The following is a 15553-nucleotide window of genomic DNA, read 5'->3' as shown; positions in this document are numbered from 1 at the left end:
TGGCTACTGAGAGCATCTCCCCGTGAACCAGAGCAATTGAGGTGAGGGTTGCTCAGAAGCTATGAATGAGACTGCTACTACCTACGACGTAAGCGCGATTGCGGAGGCTCGAGAAGGCTATCTACAGCGACTGGGACGCGTGTTGCGGCGGGCCCTGTTTCTTGACGGTGGTGTCGCGCTTTTGCTGGCGGTGCTTGCGGCTGTCTGGTCTTCAGCGCCAGGATCTGGTCTGCAGATAACGCTCAGCACTATCGACCTTTCTCGCGGGCTGACATTGCTCAGTATTCTCGGAGCGGTCGCTCTCGGACTACAGGTCGCGGTGCGCACATCTGCTAGAGATTCCACTGCAATCGGTCTCGTGAGAGCTCAGTTCTTGGGATATGTAGCTGAGTTTGTCGTAGCTGTATCGTTGGCTCTCTGGCTCTGCATGTTGATGCAGCGGTCTGGCCCCGGCGCCGACCTCGATTTGGTCACGTTCATAGGTGTAGGAGCAGCTGCAATCTTTGTTTCGCTGGTGGCTGCTGATGCGACTGCAACAGCTGAGGACCTGAAAGTCGACGTTGATAAGCAGACCGCGGAGGATCTCAAGCGTCAGCGAGCGCAGCTTGAGACCTTTGGGCGGCGTCTGCGTGTGTTTTCGTCAGAGAGAGTGCGTCTTGCAGAGCAGTTGGCCGAGCCGCTGATTTCGGTTGCAGGGATTGCCGCGATCGGAGTGGTCTCTTGGGTGTGGGGCGGCGGGCTATTGGGCAGCCTAATGGCTATCTTCGCGAGTATTGTTTCCGTGGCCTTATGGATGATTGCTGGGTTCGTCTTTTCCCGTGCAGTGAAGGGGCAGACATGGATGGCGGTAGGAATGGGGATTTTCTGCATTCTCTTCGGATTGATGCTCGCTCTGACGCCGCTGGCGAACGAAGGCACTAGTCCCAGGGAGGCCTATTTCTTGTTCGGTCTCATTGTTCTCAGCATTCTGATTCCGTCTGCTCTCGCTGCATCCTCGATGAGACAGGGCGGCGGAATGGTTTGCTTCTGGAGCAAACGCGTAGAGAAGCAGCTGCGATCGATCGAGGAGGGACTCATGGAGAACAGCGGCGAGATGATTCGTCAGCGGAGGACAAGCATGCGTGCAGTAGGTGCACTCGTCGTGAGCCCGCTGTTTCCACTCGGTCTGATCTTGGGGCAAGCGGCGCGCGCGGACATAGGCGACAATCAGAAGCGGGGTGCGGGTCTCATCACGGCGGCTGCATGGATTTCGTGGATTGCAATAGCGGTGGCTCTGGCAGCTACTCTTGCGATGCTGCTATTCGTCGGCGCTGGCGCGATTTAGGGCCGGAAGCGGCGTCGGTCAGCGGGTTGAGGCGGCTGCCAGGTCGATGCCCAGCAGCTCGAGGTAGCGGCGGGCGTCCGCGACCAGGTCGATGCGGCCGCCGGAGAGCAGCCACTGCAGCTGCGAACCGTCGAGAATCGAGATCAGCTGCTCGGTGGCCTCCGCAGCCGTGATGCCCGCGGGACGCTCGGTAGGCAGCACCGCGTCGAAGACCGGCTCGAGCAGACGGCGCAGCCGCGCATAGCGCGCCACGAAGTAATCGTGCGCCGGATGGTCTGCGTGCGTCGCCTCCGTGGCGACCTTGAGGAACAGCTCGACCACGCCGGGCATCGTCGCGTTTCGCTCGATCACCTCGAGCAGCGTGCGCAGCGCCGTGTAAGGTCCGTCGCCCGTGAGCACCTCGGGTCGCACGGCGCCCGTCTCGTCGAGAGCGCGTGAGAGGTCCATCTCATCACGGTGCTCGAGCACGGCGAGCAGCAGCGCATCCTTGTCTTCGAAGTAGCGCAGCACGCCCGCGTGACTCATACCGGCCTCGGCCGCGATTCCGCGCAGCGACGTCGCGTTCGAGCCCGACTGCGCGAACAGCTTCATGGAGACGTCGAGGATCCGCTGCCGGGTCCGTTGCCCCTTGGGCGTGAGCTGCGCGGTCGTCGAGTTCGTCACAGGTGTCCTTTCCGGTGCGGAGAGCGGTCGCGGCAGGTCTGCCGACGGCATCCGCTTAAATTATCTCTTGGCTTAAAAGTAACCATATGGTAATTTTCTGGAATCAGCCCCAGCTCAAGGAGTTCAACGATGAGCATCGAAGACAGAAACACGGATGCCGAAGCCGCAGCGGCCGTCCTGGACGACGCCTCGGCGGCCGGAAGTTTTACCGAGGACGATTCCCCCACCAACGAGTTCGGCGAACGCCGCTTCGTGCACAAGCTGCGCTGGTTCGGACCCGTGAACATGCTGATGATCCTCGGCGCGACGATTCCCACCGGCGCCGCGGCGAGTCTCATGGCCTACAACTTCACGGTGCACCTCGGGGAAGTCGACGCCAACGCTGCCATCGGCATCGCGAACGTGTTCGGCGCGCTCGCCGGAGCGATCGGCGCGATCGTGGGCGGCAACGTCTCGGACCACACGCGCACGCGCCTCGGCCGCCGCAACCCGTGGATCATGTTCGGCGCGATTCTCGGCGCCGCGTGCATCCTCTCGCTCTCCCTCGCATCGTTCTCGCTCATCTGGCCCGCGGTCATTCTGTTCTGCGGCTTCCAGATCGGCCTCAACATCATGCTGTCGAGTTACTACGCGCTGCTGCCCGACCGCGTCAGCTCACGCCTCATGGGCCGCGCGTCGGCCTGGGCGAGCATGGGCACGCTGCTCGGCAACGCGCTCGGCGGCATCGTCACGAGCATCCTGGTCAGCACGTTCGGCGAGGCGAACCTCGCGACGGCGTTCCTGCTCGTCCCGTGGACGATGGTCATCATGATGGCGGTCGTCGTGCTCGCGCTGCCCGGCGCCAAGCTCAGCCGTCAGGAGGGCACCGAGCGCTTCGACCTGCGCGAGATGCTCGCCGGCTTCCGCCCGCCGAAGGACAAGCAGTTCTGGTACGTCTACCTCGGCCGCCTCGTGTTCATGGTCGGCCTCATGCTGCTCGTGCAGACGCAAACCCAGCAGCTCATCTATCACTTCGACCTTCCGCTCAAGACGGCCGCGTCGACCGCCGCGCTGCTCGGCATCGTGCTCGCGATCGGATCGCTCATCTCGACGGTGATCGCCGGTCCGCTCTCCGACAAGCTGCGCCGCCGCAAGGCGCCCGCGATGGTGAGCGCTGTGATCTTCGCGCTCTCGACCGTGGTGCTTCTGCTCAGCACCGACACGTGGGTGTTGTTCGTCAACGTGGGCCTCGCGGCCTTCGCGTTCGGCGCGTTCAGCTCGGTCGACCAGGCGATCATGGTGGAGATCCTGCCGAACAAGGAGACCGCGGCGCGTGACCTCGGCTTTCTGAACACGACCAACACGCTCTCGGGCGTGATCGGCGGCGGCCTCGGTGCGCTGCTCATCGGCACGATCGGCTACGTCGGTCTCTTCATCACCGCCGGCGTGCTCGCGCTGCTCTGCATCGCCTTCTTCATTCCGATCAATCGCGTGCGCTGATGATGCTCACGCGTTTCGCCCCGCACGCTCCCTTCGGGCCCCAGCCGGTTCCCGCGGGCGTCGAGACCTGCGCGGTCTCGGCGCCCGCCGGCGAGCTGACCGCGCTCTGGACCGAGGCGCCGGAGCCGTGGGGCACGGCGCTGCTGATACCGGGCTTCACCGGGTCGAAGGAGGACTTCCTCGGCATCCTGCCCCTTCTCGCGGACCGCGGCTGGAGCGCCCTCGCGTACAGCCAACGCGGCCAGGCAGACTCGGCGGCGCCCGCGGGAGCGGACGCGTATCGTCTCGATGATTTCGCGCAGGATGCCGTCGCGGTCGCCCAATCGCTCGCGGCGACGTGCGGCGGCCCCGTGCACCTGCTCGGGCACAGCTTCGGGGGAGTCGTGGCACGCGAGGCCCTGCTCCGCGAACCGACGCTCGTCGCCTCGCTCACGCTGTTCTCGTCGGGCGGCGGCCCGATCGCGGCGACGCCCGAGCGCCGCGCCCAGTTCGCGCAGCTCGAGCAGCTCGCCGCGAACCCGGCTCTCCGGAGGATGCGTCCTGACGTTCCGACCGAACCGTTCGCCGACCCCACCGACGAGATGCTGCGGCAGCGCGCTCTGGCGACGTCGCTCGACAACCTCGTCGGTGTCGCGCGCATCCTCTCCTCTGTCGCCGACCGCACCGCGGAGCTGGCCGCGAACGGCGTGCCCGCCCACGTGATCTACGGCGAGAACGACGAGGCCTGGCCCCTCGAACTCTACGAGGCGGAGGCCCGTGCCATCGGCGCCCGCCGCACCGTGATTCCGGACGCCGCGCACAGCGCGCAGAACGAGAACCCCGAGGCCTTCGCCGACGCGGTCACCGACTTCTGGAGAAGTGCAGAATGAGCATCACAGCGATGAGCCCGGCGGCGGAGGCAGCCGTCGCGAGCGCGAACGAACTCTGCGCGGCGCTCGGCGTCTCGACGGCGACGCTGACGGCGCGTGCCGACGTCGACCCCGCGTGCAACCTGCGCGCGGACGCAGCGGTCGGGCGCTCGCCGTTCGCGGAACCCGTCGACGAACGATACATGAGTGTGCGCGACGGGGATGCCGTGACGGTCCGTGCCCGCACCGCGCAGGGTGTCTTTCGCGGCCTCGTGCGCGAGCTGCTGCTGGCACCCGGTGCTCCCGAGAGCGACACTCGGCACGACGGCCCGGCGATCTCGTGGCGCGGGCTGAGCGTCGATACCGTGCGGCATCCTCTCGACATCTCGACCCTGCGGCGCATCGTCGACCTGCTCGCACTGCACGGCATGAACGTGCTGCACCTGCACCTCACCGACAACGAGGGGTGGCGCGCACCCGTCGCCGGTGTGACGGCGGGCGCACCGCCTTTCACGGTCGACGAGCTCACCGACCTCGTCGCCTACGCCGAGCGCCGTTTCATCGCGATCGTCCCTGAGATCGACCTGCCCGGCCACATCGCGTCGCTCGCTCAGGCGCGCCCCGAGCTGACCGCGCGGGCCTTCCCGCACCCGTCGTTCTCGTATTTCGACCCTGACAACCCCGACGCGCTCGACGTTGCGGCGACCGCGATCGCCGAGCTCGCGGAGATCTTTCCGGCACCGTATCTGCACATCGGCGGCGACGAGGTGTTCGGGATGCCGCGCGACGCGTACGACCGCTTCATGCGGGCCGCCGTGGAGGGCGTGCACGCCACCGGGCGTCGCGCGATCTCCTGGCAGGAGGCCGTGCGCTCCGCGGCATCCATCGACCTGTATCAGTGGTGGATGACGCCCGCCGACATTCCGAGCGAAGCCACGATTCTCGCCCAGGCGCCCGAGGGGATGGAAGACCTCGCTCGCGCGGTCGCGGCCTCGTATGCGGAGGTCGCCGACGATCCGCGGCTGCTCGCCGAATGCCATGCCGACGTGATCGTGTCTGTGCAGAATCCGCTGTACCTCGACAGGCGGTACGCCGAACGTAGCCACGTCGCCGCGCAGACCGAGGCTCTCGAACGGGTCGGCTTCGCGGCATACGCGCCGACGCCGACCCGCGACCTGCTCACGTGGAACCCCCTCGCGGCGCTCCCCGTCGGCACGACCCTCGCCGGCGTTGAGGCTGCGATCTGGGGCGAGACCATCACGAGCATCGACGACCTCGCGCTGCTCCTCCTGCCGCGGCTCGCCCTCGTCGCGGAGGCGGCGTGGCACCGGCATCCGTCCCCCGAGCACACGCGCGGCATCGTCGAGCGTGCGGCGCCGCGCTGGAGCAGCCTTGGGTTCGACGCGTGGTACCGCAGCACCGACCTCGTCGAGGCGGGCAGCGCGCACGCGGCATCCTCTCGCCCCTCAACCGCACCCACCACAACGCCCACCGACCGTGAAAGGCACACCCATGGCTGACGTCCGATTTCCCGACGGATTCCTCATCGGAGCCTCGACCTCCCCGCACCAGGTCGAGGGCGGCAACGTGCACAGCGACTGGTGGGCGCTCGAGCAGGCGCCCGACAGCCCCATCGCCGAGCCGAGCGGCGACGCCTGCGACAGCTACCACCGCTGGCGCGACGACATGCAGCTGCTCGCGGATGCCGGTCTGACCGCGTACCGCTTCGGCGTCGAGTGGGCGCGCATCGAACCGGCGGACGGGCAGTTCGACCAGACCGAGATCGCGCACTACCGCGCCATGGTCGAGCACGCCGTTCGCCTCGGAATCGAACCGGTGCTGACGCTGCACCACTTCACGAGTCCCGCCTGGTTCACCCTCTCGGGCGGATGGTCGCGCCCCGATGCCGTCGAGCGGTTCCGCCGCTACGTCGAGGCGATCGCGCCGGTGATCGAGGCCGGCGCGCGCCGGATCGTCACCATCAACGAGCCGAACATGCTCGCGATCATGATGCGGGTCATTCGCGGCGAAGTCAGCCTCGACACGGGGCTGGGCGGGGCATTGCCCGAGCCGGATGCCGCCGTGCGCGACGTTCTCGCCGCGGCACACCGCGCCGTGCGCGACGATCTGCACGCGCGTCACCCCGGTGTGAAGGTCGGCTGGAGCGTCGCCAACCAGTGCGTTCAGGCGGTGCCCGGGGGCCAGGACCGTGCGGACGCGTATCGTGAGGCCGTCGAAGACGCGTTTCTGCGGGTCGCCGCGGACGACGACTTCATCGGCGTGCAGGCGTACACGCGCACGGTGTTCGGGCCCGACGGGGTCATTCCGGCCGAGGGCGCGCGCACCCTGACGGGGTGGGAGGTCTACCCGGATGCCGTCGGCGAAGCCGCCCGCCACACATTCGAGGTCACCGGCGGAGTGCCGATCCTCGTCACAGAGAACGGCATCGCCACGAGCGACGACACGCAGCGCATCGCGTACCTCGAGGGGGCGCTCGACGCCCTGAGCCGCGCGATGGGCGACGGCATCCGCGTCGACGGGTACCTGCACTGGTCGCTCCTCGACAACTACGAGTGGGGCAGCTGGGCGCCGACGTTCGGACTCATCGCGGTCGACCGCGCCTCGGGTTCGTTCGACCGCACGCCGAAGCCGTCGCTCGCGTGGCTCGGCGAGGTCGCGCGCCGGACGCTGACGACCGAGCAGAAGGCCGCTCTCACCTCCGGCGCTGACACCTGGACGACGGCGGCGGTTCCCGGCATCCCCTCGATCACCATGAGTGACGGACCGCACGGCCTGCGCCGCCAAGCCCAGGACGGCGACGCGTTCGGCATCAACGCGAGCGTTCCGGCGACGTGCTTCCCGCCCGCCGCGGGGCTGGCCTCGAGCTGGAACGACGAACTCATCCGCCAGGTCGGCGCGCACCTCGGCCGCGAGGCCCGAGCGCTCGGCGTGCACATGCTGCTCGGCCCGGGTCTGAACATCAAGCGCTCGCCGCTGTGCGGACGCAACTTCGAGTATGCCTCGGAGGATCCCCTGGTCTCCGGCCGCTTCGCCGCCGCGCTCGTGGAGGGTGTGCAGTCCCAGGGCGTCGCCGCGACCCCGAAGCACTTCGCGGTGAACAACCAGGAGACCGACCGCTTCCGCGTGAGTGCCGAGGTCGACGAGCGTGCGCTGCGCGAGATCTATCTCCCGGCGTTCGAGCGCGTGGTCCGGGAGGCGCGCCCGTGGGCTCTCATGAGCGCGTACAACCGGGTGAACGGAGTGTTCGCGAGCCAGAACCGGTGGCTGCTGACCGATCTGCTGCGCGGCGAGTGGGGCTTCGACGGCATCGTCGTCTCCGACTGGGGCGCCGTGAACGATCGGGTCGCCGCGCTGAACGCCGGCCTCGACCTCGAGATGCCGCCGAGCGGAACCGATGACGAGATCGTGGATGCCGTCGCACGCGGCGCCGTGACGAGCGACGTGCTCGACCGCACCGTTCGCCGCCACACGCTGCTCCGCGACCGGGTCGGTGCGGCCGCGGCATCCTCGGCCCCTGCCCAGGCCGACGCCACCCCGAGCGCGGGCGCCCCCTCGAGTCCGGTCGCGGACGCTGCCGCGGCACCCGCAGAGACACACCCGCTGCGCGACGGCATCACCGGCGACCTCGCCGCGACGGGCGACGCACTCGCGGTCGAGGCGGCCCGCGAATCGATCGTGCTGCTGAGCAACGACGGAACGCTCCCTCTTGCCGCCGAGACGCTCACGCGCGTCGCCGTCATCGGGCCCTTCGCGCGCGACCCCCGCTACCAGGGCGGCGGATCCTCCCACGTGAACCCCACCACGCTGCACCGCCCGCTCGACGAGCTCGTCGCCCGTCTCGGCGCCGACCGTGTCACGGCGGCAGATGGGTTCCGGCTCGACGGGAACGACGACGCGCAGCTTCTCGCCGAGGCTGCCGCCGCGGCATCCTCCGCCGATGTCGCCGTGGTGTTCGTCGGACTGCCCGACGGCGAAGAATCCGAGGGGAGCGACCGCACCTCGCTGCAGCTGCCCGCCGTGCAGCGCGACCTGCTCGAGAAGCTCGTCGCGGGCGATACCCCTGTGGTCGTCGTCCTGAGCGCCGGCGCGGTCGTCGAGCTCGGGCCGTGGCGCGAACGCGCGGCCGCGGTGCTGAACGGATGGCTGCTCGGCCAGGGCGGCGGCCGAGCGATCGCGGATCTGCTGCTCGGTGACGTCTCTCCCTCGGGGCGTCTCACCGAGACGATTCCGCTGAGTCTCGACGACACCCCGAGCCGCCTGACCTTCCCCGGGCGTGACGGCGTCGCGGTGTACGGCGAGAGCATCTACGTCGGGTATCGGCACTTCGACACACGGAGCATCCCTGTCGCCTACCCGTTCGGTCACGGCCTCACCTACAGTACGTTCGCGTACGACCACCTAGCGCTGAGTGAGTCCGCCCCGAACACGTACCGGGTGACCGCGACGATCACCAACACCGGTGCGCGTCGCGCCGCCGAGGTCGCCCAGCTCTACGTGCGCAGCGACGCCGGCTCGCGGCCCCTTCGCGAACTGCGCGGCTACACTCGGGTCGACCTGGAGCCCGGCGAATCGCGCATGATCGAGTTCGCCCTCGAGCCGCGCGACTTCTCGCTGTGGAACGTGCGCGAGCATCGGTGGCAGGTGGATGCCGGTGAGTACACCGTCGAGCTCGGGGCATCGAGCCGCGACATCCGGCTCTCCACCGTCGTGCGCAGTGCGGGAGACGGCCATGTTCCGGAGCTGACCGGGGAGTCGACGATCGGCGAGTGGCTCGACCACCCGGTCGGCAGCGCCGTCATCGCGCCGCTCGTCGACGGTGTCTCCAGCCGCACCGGCGGAGAGGCGGCGCCCGAGCACGTGGCGATGTTCCGGCAGATGCCGCTGGGCAAGCTCACCGCGTGGGGCGTGGGCTTCGACCAGGCGACCCTGGACGGCATGGTCGCGGCGGTGCGGGCGGGCCTCCGCGCGGAGTAGCGCTCGACCGAGCACGTCCCTCCGGAGCTGTCCCACCGGGGGACGTTCCGCCCGCGCGCGTCCCTCCGGAGCTGTCCCACCGGGGGACGTTCCGCCCGCGCGCGTCCTCCCTCGCGCCACAGTGCTACCTGCGGTCATTGTTGTTTGCCGCGGCAGGCACTTATGACCGCAGGTAGCACTCATACGCGGACTGCCCGCGGTAGGGCCGGCCGGCAGGCCGCAGTCGCGCGTCACGACCCGCGGCAGACCCCTGCGGCCAGTTCGACGCCGTCCCAGTCGGTGCGCACTTCGACGGTGCGCGTCGTCTCCAGAAGAACCGTGGGTGGCGACGTCGACAGCACGTATACGGTCTCGCGGCCGTCGTCGGTGGTCTGGCAGGTCGGGGCGATCCACGGGCGCGGGCTGAACGAGAGCATCGCCACCAGCAGCACCCCGCCGAGCACGACCCCGTTGGTGAGTACGAACTTGCGAACGACCAGAACGCCGTGGGCGAGGGCCGTCCGTGCGCTCATCACCCGTGTGCTCGCTGTGCGGCCGCGACGGCGTGCCCGCGCCTCCGTGGCAAGCGCTCGGCGGATTCCGAATGCTTCGGCGTAGGCGTCGAGCACGGTAGGGTCGCGGAAGGCCCGTCCGCGTCGACGTTCGATCGCCCGGCGCACGAACACGGCGCGGGTCGCGAGCGCCGACGCGAGCTGTCGAAACGTCTGAGGGGCATTGCTCGTCGACAGAGTCACGTTCGTCGTCCAGTCGGCAGGATGCCCAGCAGAATCGCGGCTCTCGAGCATCCTCTCGGCGTATTTCGCCCACCGGGCCACCTGCGCGCCGCGCCCCCACCACGACACCAGCGCCCACGCATATACGCCCAGGACAACGATGACCAGCGGCCGCCACGCGAGCGGTGCGACGGCGATGGCTCCGAGCGCTGACACGAGAAGCACCACGAGCATGGCCACCGCGCGCCATGTGAGGCGGTCATCTCCAAGCAGGATGCTCGGCAGTGACGTCAGGCAGAGAGCGATGGATGCCGCGGTGACCAACAGCAGCGACAGAACCGGCTCGCTTGCGAAGGTCGCCCCCACAAGGGCCGGAAGATCCGTCAGCGAGATGTGCCCGACGACCTGCTGCGCGGTTCTGATGGCGGCGCGCAGTGAGACGAAGAATCCGTCTGTCCCGTCGGGTGGCCACGAGATCGCGAGGAGACGTGCCACGGCGAAGACCACGAGCGCGAGGGTCCAACTGAAGGTCTTCACGGCGAGCGTGCCGGAGGGCTCGATCACGCCGTCGTACGCCTCCGAATCAGCGACGGTGTTCTGCGCTGACGCATCCGGTCGGTGAGTGGTGTGCTTGTGGTGCTCTCCGTGCGTCTGGCGCTCCTCGGTAGTTTCGCTCTCGTGGGGCTCTGGCTGCGACGCGTTCTCGGACACGTGGCCATTGTATGCACCGGTTCGGCGTCGGCTGGCCGCCGACGCGCTTGTCGTGCGTGCGTGCCCGCTCCGGCGACCGACGCTGTCCCCGCCTTTGCGCCACAGCCGTCTGGTGAGAGGGTCTATTTTCTTGTGAGAGTGACGTCTGCGGTCATTAGTGCGTGCCGCGGCAGGCTCTAATGACCGCAGACCGCTCTCGCACGCGTTGCACGGAAGGCACAGCGCACGACGGCGGCAGCGGCAGCGGCGGGTCAGCGCTGCTCGGCCGCCTTCCGCGGAAGCGCCGCGATCGTCGGGTGGTCCTCCACCGTGCCGTGCGCATCCGCGCCGCCGGGCGAGCCCACCTTCTCGAAGAGCTCCTGCGCGATGCCGACGTACATTTCGTCCTCCGGCTCGACATCGTCGGCGTAGGTGATCGCCTCCACCGGGCAGACCGGCTCGCATGCCCCGCAGTCGACGCACTCATCCGGCTGGATGTACAGCGTCCGCTCGCCCTGGTAGATGCAGTCCACCGGGCAGGCATCGATGCACCCGAGGTCCTTCACGTCGACACACGCGGAACCGATCACGTAAACCATCTGTCACTCCTTTGTTGAGATGCGTCTGTGGGAGAGCTGTTGAGATGCGTCAGTGGGAGAGCTACCTGCGGTCGTTAGAGCCTGCCGCGGCACGCACTAATGACCGCAGAGGTCACTCTCGTGGACCGCCGGTGGCCGGTGAGGCGCTGCTGGCCTGTGCGGTACCGGCGCCAGGCAGCGCGCCGCCGGACTGTGGGGCGCTGGCTGGCGCGGCGGTGTCGGCGGTGCCGGCGGTGCCTGGCACTGCGGTGCCGGCGGCCTGCACCGCACCGTTCGCAATCAGCTCGTCGATCCGCGCATCGTCGTAGCCGAGCCCCCGCAGCAGCTCGCGGCTGTGCTCGCCCAGGTGCGGCGGCGTGTGCCGAACCTCCGGCGGCACCTGCGACATGGCGATCGGCGGCGCAATCGTCCGCACGGCCTGCCCCGTGCCGCTGTCGAACTCGATGATCATGTTGTTGTGTGCGGTCTGCGGGTCGGCCAGCGCCTCGGCGAGACTGCGCACGGGTCCGCACAGCACATCGTGCGTCTCGAGTGTGGCGAGCCACCGCTCGCTCGTGCCCTCCTTCAGCCGGTCGGCGATGATCTGCCGAACCTCACGCCGATTCCGCTTGAGGTTATCCAGGTTCGAGAACCGCTCCTCGAGCGACAGGTCAGGCAGCTCGAGGGCTGCGCAGATGTCGCGAAGCGGGTTCGGCTTGAACGCGCCGACGATGACGATCTCCGAGTCCTCCGTCGGAAAGCACCCGCTCAGCGGCATGAGCGCCCAGTTGAGCTCCTGGTCGTACATGAGGCGCGTCGTGGCCTCCTGCATCTGCATGGCGAGCATCGAGTTGTAGAGACTGACCTCCACTTTCTGGCCCTCGCCGGTCTTCTCCCGGTGAAGCAGGGCGAGAAGGATGCCTTGCACAAGGTGCTGCCCCGCGGTGTAGTCGGCGATCGGTGTGGCATAGATCGACACAGGATGCTCGGGGTCGGCGAGCCGCTTCATGACCCCCGAGTACGCCTGCCCCAGGATGTCCTGCCCGCCCTTGTGCGCGTAGGGGCCCGACGGGCCGAAGCCCGAGCCGGCGGCCCAGATGATGCGCGGGTTGATGGCGGCGACGGACTCGTAGTCGAAGCCGAGGCGCTCCATGACGCCGGGACGGAAGTTGCTGACGACGACGTCGGCGGTGCGCAGCAGGTCGCGGACGACGTCCCGACCGGCATCCGTTCTGAGATCGACCGCGATGCCGCGCTTGTTGCGGTTGAGACTCAGGAAGACCGGGTTGTCCTGCCCCGTGTGGGCGAGCACCCCCTGACGTGACAGGTCGCCGGCATTCGGACGCTCGACCTTGATGACGTCGGCTCCGAAGTCGCCAAGCGCCTGTGTGCACGAGGGGCCGAGCATCACCTGGGTGAAGTCGACGACGGTGACTCCGTCGAGAGGCCTGGACATTGTGTCCTCCTGAGGTTGGTGGATGGTTGGGGTCGGCGCGCGCCTCCCGGCGGACGCCGACCCCAAGCGGTGCCGGTCGGCTACATCTTCGATTCGGCCGACCAGGTGACGACGAGGCGTTCCACGATCGTCACGAGTGAGAAGAACACGACGGCGACGAGCGACGCCATGATCATGGTCGCGTAAAGAAGAGGAGTGTCGAAGTTGTACGTGGCCTGAATGATCATGTAGCCGAGGCCGCGCTGGGATCCGATCCACTCTGCCACGATCGCGCCGATCACTGAAGTGGTTGCCGTGATGCGCAATGAGGAGAAGAGGAACGGCATGGATGCGAAGACGCGAAGCTTCCAGAATGTCTCAGAGCGGGATGCCGAGAGCAGACGGAACAGCTCGAGGTGCTCTTTCTCGACAGCCTTCAGTCCTTTGACCATGTTGACCAGGGTCGGGAAGAACGAGATGAGGGCCGCGATGACGACCTTCGGGGCGTAGCCGGTGCCGAGCATCAGCACGAGCACCGGAGCGATAGCCACGATCGGCACGGTCTGGATGAACACGGCGACGGGCATGAGCGCGTCTTCCGCGGCCTTCCAGTGCACGAACAGAACGGCGAGCACGATCGCGATCGAGTTGCCGACGAGGAATCCTGCACCCGCCTCGATCACGGTCGGCACGGCGTGCTCAAGCAGTGTCGAGATGTTCTCTCCAAACGAGGTGCCCACTTCGATCGGCGAGGGCACGATGTAGTACGGCACCTTGAAGACGACGCAGACGACCTGCCACAGAATGACGAGCACGGCCACGGCCGCGAGCGGCGTGCCGATGCGGCGGAGCGCGGATTTCTTCGGCTTGCGCTTGGTCCCGGGCTTCGCCGAACCCATCACGAGGGTCTCGGTGTTCGTTCCGACCATGGGACTCACACTCCTTCCAGCAGGTTGCGCAGTTGGGTGACGTACCCGGCGAACTCGGGCAGCGCGCGAACCTCGCGCGTTCGGGAGTCCGGCAGGTCGATGTCGACGACGTCACGGATGCGGCCGGGCTGCGCCGACATGACCACAACCTTCTGTGACAGGAACACTGACTCCGCGATGCTGTGCGTCACGAAGATGATCGTCGTCTTCGTGACCTGCCAGATGCGAAGCAGCTCCTCGTTGAGACGGTCGCGTGTGATCTCGTCGAGCGCACCGAACGGCTCGTCCATGAGCAGCACCTTCGGGCGGGTGATGAGTGCACGGGCGATCGAGACGCGTTGGCGCTGGCCGCCCGACAGCTGCGACGGCAACGCGCCCTCGCGGCCCTCAAGTCCGACCAGCGCGAGCAGTTCACGACCGCGCTCTCTGTCCTCGTCCGACACTTTGCCGTTGCCGATCTCGAGCGGCAGGGTGACGTTTCTCAGCGCGTCGCGCCACGGCAGCAGCGCCGCGTCTTGGAACACGAAGCCGAGGTGTCTGCTCGTCCGCGCGGACTCGGGCGTCTCGCCGAGCACGCTCACCGAGCCGGCGGTCGGCTCGAGCAGATCCGCGATGATGCGGAGCAGCGTCGACTTGCCGCATCCTGATGGACCGAGCAGCGAGGTGAAGCTCTCTGCTTTGAGCGTTGTCGATACGCCCTCGAGCGCCGTGACCTGCCCGTCTGTCGTGTCGAACGTGATGCCGACCTCGTCGATGCTGATGGGCTGCATTCTGATCTCTTCCTTCACCGTCATGGCTCAGCCCTCAGCCGAGCTTCGGCCGGGCGTCGGCTGTGGCGTCGAGGATCTCCCAGGTGGCGAGCTCGTCAACCGTCGGAGGTTCCGAGTTGAACTGGCCCAGTGTGTCCCACAGAGCGATCTGGTTCTCCCAGATGGACGTGTCCATGGTGCCCCAGCCTTTCTCAGCTGTGGACTCGGTGAAGACGTACTGCATCATCGCTTCGCCGTCGTCTTGAATGTCTTTGAGATTCGCCTCCGGTGACATCTCGACCGTGGCCTTCGCAGCCTCCTCGACGTGGTCGTATGCGAACTCCCACCCGCGAGCTGTGGCCGTGGTGAATTCCTTGAGAGTGTCGGAATCTGTTTCGAGCATCTTGTCGGTCGTGTAATAGATGTATCCGTACAGGGCGACGCCGTAATCCGCCATTCGCATTGAGACGAAGTCGTCGCCGAGGGGACGCCGCTGCGAGATGGAGTTGAGCCAGGTTCCCCACACGTCGATCTTTCCTGTCATGAGCGGTGCGACAGAGTCTCCCGTCGCCACGTACTCAACGTCGTTGGGGTCTACATCGTTGGCCGCGAGGAACGCTTTGTAGAGGATCTCGGTGGTTGCCGGGCCGCCGACGGTTTTGCCGACGAGTTCCTGAGGGGTTTCGACCGGATTGTCGGTGGTGGACAGCCACGCGTACGGGTGATCTTGCACGCAGACTGCGAACGCTTTGACAGGGATGCCTTCAGAGCGGGCCAACATATGAGACGGACTCGATGAGATCTGACCGATCTGCGACTCACCGGCCGACACCAGTGCGATGCCGTCGATGCTGGGACCGCCGGGGTTGATGCCGAAGCTGATGCCCGCGTCGTCGTACCACCCCTTGGAGAGGGCGATCGCTTCGCCGAACTGGCCGGAGTTGATGAGCCAGCCGAGCTGCATTGACAGCGGTGTGCCGTCGCCGCCCTTGGCGCCGGGGCCGCGGTTCGGCTCGCTGCACGCGGTGAGCAGGGAGGTGCCGAGCGCGAACGCACCGACCGAAAGGCCGGCGCCGGCAAGAAGGTTTCTGCGCGAGATGTGCCGTGAGGTTGACATGGGTGCTCTCCTCTTTGAGATGCGTCGTCGTTG

General features: G+C 67.4%; 12 protein-coding genes. 5 read left to right on the top strand and 7 right to left on the bottom strand.

Annotation, left to right across the window (positions count from 1 at the left end; all coding sequences use genetic code 11):
- The first annotated feature begins 61 nt into the window (after window positions 1–61).
- Window positions 62–1324, top strand: coding sequence for a hypothetical protein (locus ACSAGD_RS13430; protein WP_437583271.1), 1263 nt, complete (start codon window positions 62–64; stop codon window positions 1322–1324).
- Window positions 1325–1342: 18 nt separating this feature from the next.
- Here ACSAGD_RS13430 and ACSAGD_RS13425 read toward each other — a convergent pair whose 3' ends face one another.
- Entirely contained in the window at window positions 1343–1987 is a 645-nt protein-coding gene (locus ACSAGD_RS13425) for a TetR/AcrR family transcriptional regulator (RefSeq protein WP_437583270.1), read from the bottom strand.
- A 129-nt stretch (window positions 1988–2116) separates the two neighbouring features.
- Here ACSAGD_RS13425 and ACSAGD_RS13420 point away from each other — a divergent pair, with 129 nt between their 5' ends.
- Genes ACSAGD_RS13420 through ACSAGD_RS13405 form a run of 4 tightly spaced genes read left to right on the top strand, consistent with a single transcriptional unit; the run spans window position 2117 to window position 9309 of the window.
- Window positions 2117–3466 carry an MFS transporter gene (locus ACSAGD_RS13420; protein ID WP_437583269.1) on the top strand — a complete coding sequence of 450 codons (1350 nt, stop codon included), beginning with the start codon at window positions 2117–2119 and terminating at the stop codon, window positions 3464–3466.
- Window positions 3466–4335, top strand: a complete 870-nt coding sequence (locus ACSAGD_RS13415; RefSeq protein ID WP_437583268.1) for an alpha/beta fold hydrolase — start codon at window positions 3466–3468, stop codon at window positions 4333–4335. The genes ACSAGD_RS13420 and ACSAGD_RS13415 overlap by 1 nt, the downstream gene beginning before the upstream one ends.
- Complete coding sequence (locus ACSAGD_RS13410) at window positions 4332–5834, top strand: family 20 glycosylhydrolase (protein ID WP_437583267.1); 1503 nt, start codon at window positions 4332–4334, stop codon at window positions 5832–5834. Before ACSAGD_RS13415 ends, ACSAGD_RS13410 begins: the two co-directional genes overlap by 4 nt.
- Window positions 5827–9309 carry a family 1 glycosylhydrolase gene (locus ACSAGD_RS13405; RefSeq protein ID WP_437583266.1) on the top strand — a complete coding sequence of 1161 codons (3483 nt, stop codon included), beginning with the start codon at window positions 5827–5829 and terminating at the stop codon, window positions 9307–9309. The genes ACSAGD_RS13410 and ACSAGD_RS13405 overlap by 8 nt, the downstream gene beginning before the upstream one ends.
- A gap of 230 nt (window positions 9310–9539) precedes the next feature.
- Here the strand turns inward: ACSAGD_RS13405 and ACSAGD_RS13400 are convergent, their stop codons facing one another.
- The 6 genes from ACSAGD_RS13400 to ACSAGD_RS13375 form a co-directional block, all read right to left on the bottom strand.
- Complete coding sequence (locus ACSAGD_RS13400; RefSeq protein WP_437583265.1) at window positions 9540–10733, bottom strand: hypothetical protein; 1194 nt, start codon at window positions 10731–10733, stop codon at window positions 9540–9542.
- A 251-nt stretch (window positions 10734–10984) separates the two neighbouring features.
- Window positions 10985–11311, bottom strand: coding sequence for a ferredoxin (gene fdxA, locus ACSAGD_RS13395; RefSeq protein WP_437583264.1), 327 nt, complete (start codon window positions 11309–11311; stop codon window positions 10985–10987).
- A gap of 112 nt (window positions 11312–11423) precedes the next feature.
- Window positions 11424–12746: a CaiB/BaiF CoA transferase family protein gene (locus ACSAGD_RS13390; protein ID WP_437583263.1), complete on the bottom strand. Its 1323-nt coding sequence runs from the start codon at window positions 12744–12746 to the stop codon at window positions 11424–11426.
- A gap of 80 nt (window positions 12747–12826) precedes the next feature.
- A complete protein-coding gene (locus ACSAGD_RS13385; protein WP_437583262.1) occupies window positions 12827–13654 on the bottom strand; it encodes an ABC transporter permease in 828 nt (275 codons plus the stop codon).
- A 5-nt stretch (window positions 13655–13659) separates the two neighbouring features.
- Window positions 13660–14448 (bottom strand): ABC transporter ATP-binding protein, encoded by a 789-nt coding sequence (locus ACSAGD_RS13380; RefSeq protein ID WP_437583261.1) that lies wholly within the window; start codon window positions 14446–14448, stop codon window positions 13660–13662.
- A 10-nt stretch (window positions 14449–14458) separates the two neighbouring features.
- A complete protein-coding gene (locus ACSAGD_RS13375) occupies window positions 14459–15520 on the bottom strand; it encodes an ABC transporter substrate-binding protein (RefSeq protein WP_437583260.1) in 1062 nt (353 codons plus the stop codon).
- Between the last annotated feature and the right edge of the window lie 33 nt (window positions 15521–15553).

Source organism: Paramicrobacterium salitolerans, assembly GCF_051513965.1.
GTDB lineage: Bacteria > Actinomycetota > Actinomycetes > Actinomycetales > Microbacteriaceae > Paramicrobacterium.
The sequence above is the reverse complement of the archived record's forward strand: the minus strand, read 5'-3'. Positions and strand labels throughout refer to the sequence as shown.